Source organism: Kitasatospora sp. NPDC056783, assembly GCF_042789895.1.
Classification (GTDB): domain Bacteria; phylum Actinomycetota; class Actinomycetes; order Streptomycetales; family Streptomycetaceae; genus Kitasatospora.
Map to the genome: position 1 here is coordinate 1 of NZ_JBHUAF010000600.1, position 3,119 is coordinate 3,119.

At 72.3% G+C, this 3,119-nt stretch carries 3 protein-coding genes; all 3 read left to right on the top strand.

Annotated features, from left to right (window positions below; genetic code table 11):
• Positions 1-29: 29 nt before the first annotated feature.
• The 3 genes from ACFRMQ_RS39665 (at position 30) to ACFRMQ_RS39675 (ending at position 3,072) form a co-directional block, all read left to right on the top strand.
• Positions 30-785: an alpha/beta fold hydrolase gene (locus ACFRMQ_RS39665; protein WP_380735764.1), complete on the top strand. Its 756-nt coding sequence runs from the start codon at positions 30-32 to the stop codon at positions 783-785.
• A complete protein-coding gene (locus ACFRMQ_RS39670; protein ID WP_380735765.1) occupies positions 778-1,236 on the top strand; it encodes a MarR family winged helix-turn-helix transcriptional regulator in 459 nt (152 codons plus the stop codon). The genes ACFRMQ_RS39665 and ACFRMQ_RS39670 overlap by 8 nt, the downstream gene beginning before the upstream one ends.
• Positions 1,237-1,521: 285 nt before the next feature.
• Positions 1,522-3,072 carry an IPT/TIG domain-containing protein gene (locus ACFRMQ_RS39675; protein WP_380735766.1) on the top strand — a complete coding sequence of 517 codons (1,551 nt, stop codon included), beginning with the start codon at positions 1,522-1,524 and terminating at the stop codon, positions 3,070-3,072.
• The last annotated feature ends 47 nt before the right edge of the window (positions 3,073-3,119 follow it).

The window sequence follows — 3,119 nt, forward strand, 5'->3', positions numbered from 1 at the left end:
GGGTAACATGTGTCGTGTAATATGTTCACATGGGCTTCACAGAGAAGAATCCGACCCTCGTCTTCATCCCCTGCTTCTCCGGCGCCCCGTGGAGCGCCGGGCAACTCGCCCCCTACGGCGAGGCGCCCACGCGGACGCTGCGCCTGCCCGAAGACGTCGACGACATCGAGCGCTACGCCGACCACGTCGAGACCGCCGTCGCGGACCTGGACGACTACGTCCTGGTCGGCGACTCGTTCGGCGCGAACATCGCGCTCGCCCTCGCCACCCGCCGCCCCCGGGGCCTGCGCGCCCTGGTCCTGTCCGGCGGATTCGCGGCCAACCCGGTCGACTCCAAGCCGTGGAAGGCCCTGATGCGGGCCATCGGCAGGGCCCGCGGCCCGCTCTACCGGCAGCTGACGCTGCGGGCCCACGCCCACCGCCTCGCCTCACCGTTCGACGGCGAGGGACAGGTGCACTGGAACGAGGCGCGCAGCCGCGAACTGTTCCTCGCCAACACCCCGGCCGCCTCCTTCGGCGCCCGCCTGCGGGCCGTCCTCACCGCCGACTACGTCGACGCGCTGGGCCGGGTCCAGGTCCCGACCCTGCTCCTCACTCCGTCGCACGACGTCCTGATCGGCGAGAACGCCTCCAAGATCATGCTCGCCGGCATCCCCGACGCCCGGGAGGTCGTGCTGCCGCGCACCGGCCACATGTTCCGCTTCTCCCACCCGGTCGGCTACGCCGCCGCGGTCAAGGACTTCCTCGCCGCCCTGCCGGCCGCCCGACAGGGCGCCGATGCGTAAGGCCGAACACCTGCGGTTCGCGATCCTGGCCGCCCAACGCGAGGGCAACCGGCTGCTGATCCAGGCCCTCAAGCCCCACGGCATCACCCCGTCGCAGGCCGAGGTGCTGCGCCTGCTCCAACAGCACGGCACCCTGAGCCTCAACGGGCTCGGGCAGCTCCTGGTGTGCGAGAGCGGCACCAACCCGAGCCGGCTGGTCGAACGCGTCGTCACGGCCGGACTGGTCGAGCGCCGCCCCGACGCCGCGGACCGCCGCTACCTCCAGCTGAGCCTCACCCCCGAGGGCCGGCGCCTGGCCACCGCGGTCGCCGAGATCGAGGAGTCCCTCTACACCTCGATGGACGCCGCCGCCGAGGGCCTGGACACCGACGCGCTGCTCGCGTTCCTGCACACCTTCATCGACCCCCTGCCCTCGGGCGAGGCCCTCAACAGGCGCCTCGACCTCGGCTGACGCCGTGCCGGCGGGGGAACCCGGATCGGCGGGGGAACCCGGATCGGCGGGGGAACCCGGATCGGAGGGGGAACCCGGATCGGAGGGGGAACCCGGATCGGAGGGGCGATCGGGAAGGTGGTGATCGACGCAGGGCTCCCGTACCTGGTCCGTGCCGTACCGGGCCGTCTACGCCCGATGGCGTGACATCCCCGGCCCGGACACATCGCCGAACGTCCCCGGCGGAACCCAGAGGGAACACGGCCTCCCTCTCGGACGGAGGCGATCCGTTCCCAGGGAGCACGCATGCCGACGGAGCAGAGCACACCGACCATGCCCCAGGTGGCCATGACACTGGCCGCGATCGCGGCGACCGCAGCCACCCCGCGACCGTCGGGCGAGACGCCGGCGGAGCAGCAGAACCGCGCTTTCCTGGGCGTCAGCGAGCAGTTGGCCGATGCCTCCCTCGCGACCGGGAACGACTGGAGTCTGGAGTGGCTGGCGCTGAGCCCGGACAACGCGAACATGGCGTACCTGGCGGCCGGCCGTTCCTCCAACACGTTCGCCGTGGTCCTGCGCGGCACGGTCGCCAACGTCACCGACCTGCTGGAGGACCTCGACGTGGGCACGGTGGTGCCGTTCACCGCCGTCGGCTCGCCCTCCGCGCCGGTGGCCGTCTCCAAGGGGGCGATGGAGGCGTTCAGCCAGGTCGTCACCATGGACGCGGCGGGCGTCACCCTGGTGCAGGCGCTCGCCGGCGCCCTCGCCGGGGCTCCGCCGAACCCCACCGTGTACGTGATCGGCCACAGTCTGGGCGGCTGCCTCGCCACCATGGTCGCGCCCTACCTCCGGGCGCAGGCCTGGCCGGGTGCCACCCCGAGTTTCGGCTTCTACACCTTCGCGGCCCCCACGGCCGGAGGCCCGGACTTCGCGGCGTACGTCGACTCCCTGAGCTGGGTCGCCGACGAGCGCTACGTCAACGCCTGGGACCTGGTGCCGCAGGCCTGGACCAGCCTCGACGAGGCGAAGAAGTGGTACCCCCACCCGCCCGGCCCGGAGGCGAACGACGACGTCAAGGCCGTGATCACGGCGATCGCCGCCCTGCCGGGTCCGCACGCCTACGCCCAGGTGGGCACCGCCAATCCGCTGAACCCGGACTACAAGAACGACCACGACCCGGTCATGGTCAAGAAGACGCTCCAGGACTTCCTGGGCCAGGTCGCCTACCAGCACGCCAACTCCACCTACCTGGGGCTGCTCGGTGCCCCCGACGTGCTGCCCGGCCCGGTGGTGCGGGCCATCACGGGCAACACCGGCACGGCCGGCAGCGCGGTCGCCATCGCGGGCAGCGGCTTCGGCGCGGGCACGGCGGTCGACTTCGGCGCGGTCCCGTGCCGGAACCCGGCCGTCAGCAGCGACGGCACCGCGATCAGCGTCTACGCGCCTCCCGGCGTCGGCGTCGTCGCCGTCCGGGTCACCACCAACCTGGGCACCTCGCCGGCCGTCCCCCTCGGCCAGTTCGCCTACGGCGGCCCCGCCCCCGTGGTGCTGACCGGCATCGCCCCGGACAGCGGCCGCAAGGACGACCCCGTCACCATCACCGGCGTCAACTTCGGCTCCGACGCCCAGGTCTTCTTCGGCGACAACCCCTCCCCGTCCGTCCGGGTCGTGCGCACCGGCGCGCCCGGTCAGATCGTCGCCACCGCCCCCGCCCCGACCACCGGCGTCGGCAAGCCCAGGACCATCGACGTCACCGTGCTGTCGAACGGCTACTCGTCCCCGACGGGCCCGGCGTCCGAGTTCACCTACTGCTGCCCTGCAGAAGTTCGTGGAGGGGTGTTGATCAGGCTGCCTTGAGCGGGGTGCCTTCGTAGGTCCAGCGGTAGGGCTTCGCGGTCTCGTTG

What these genes read in the sequence shown, in the direction of transcription:
- ACFRMQ_RS39665 (WP_380735764.1), top strand. Translation starts at nt 30, where the DNA reads ATGGGCTTCACAGAGAAGAATCCGACCCTCGTCTTCATCCCCTGCTTC.
- ACFRMQ_RS39670 (WP_380735765.1), top strand. Translation starts at nt 778, where the DNA reads ATGCGTAAGGCCGAACACCTGCGGTTCGCGATCCTGGCCGCCCAACGC.
- ACFRMQ_RS39675 (WP_380735766.1), top strand. Translation starts at nt 1,522, where the DNA reads ATGCCGACGGAGCAGAGCACACCGACCATGCCCCAGGTGGCCATGACA.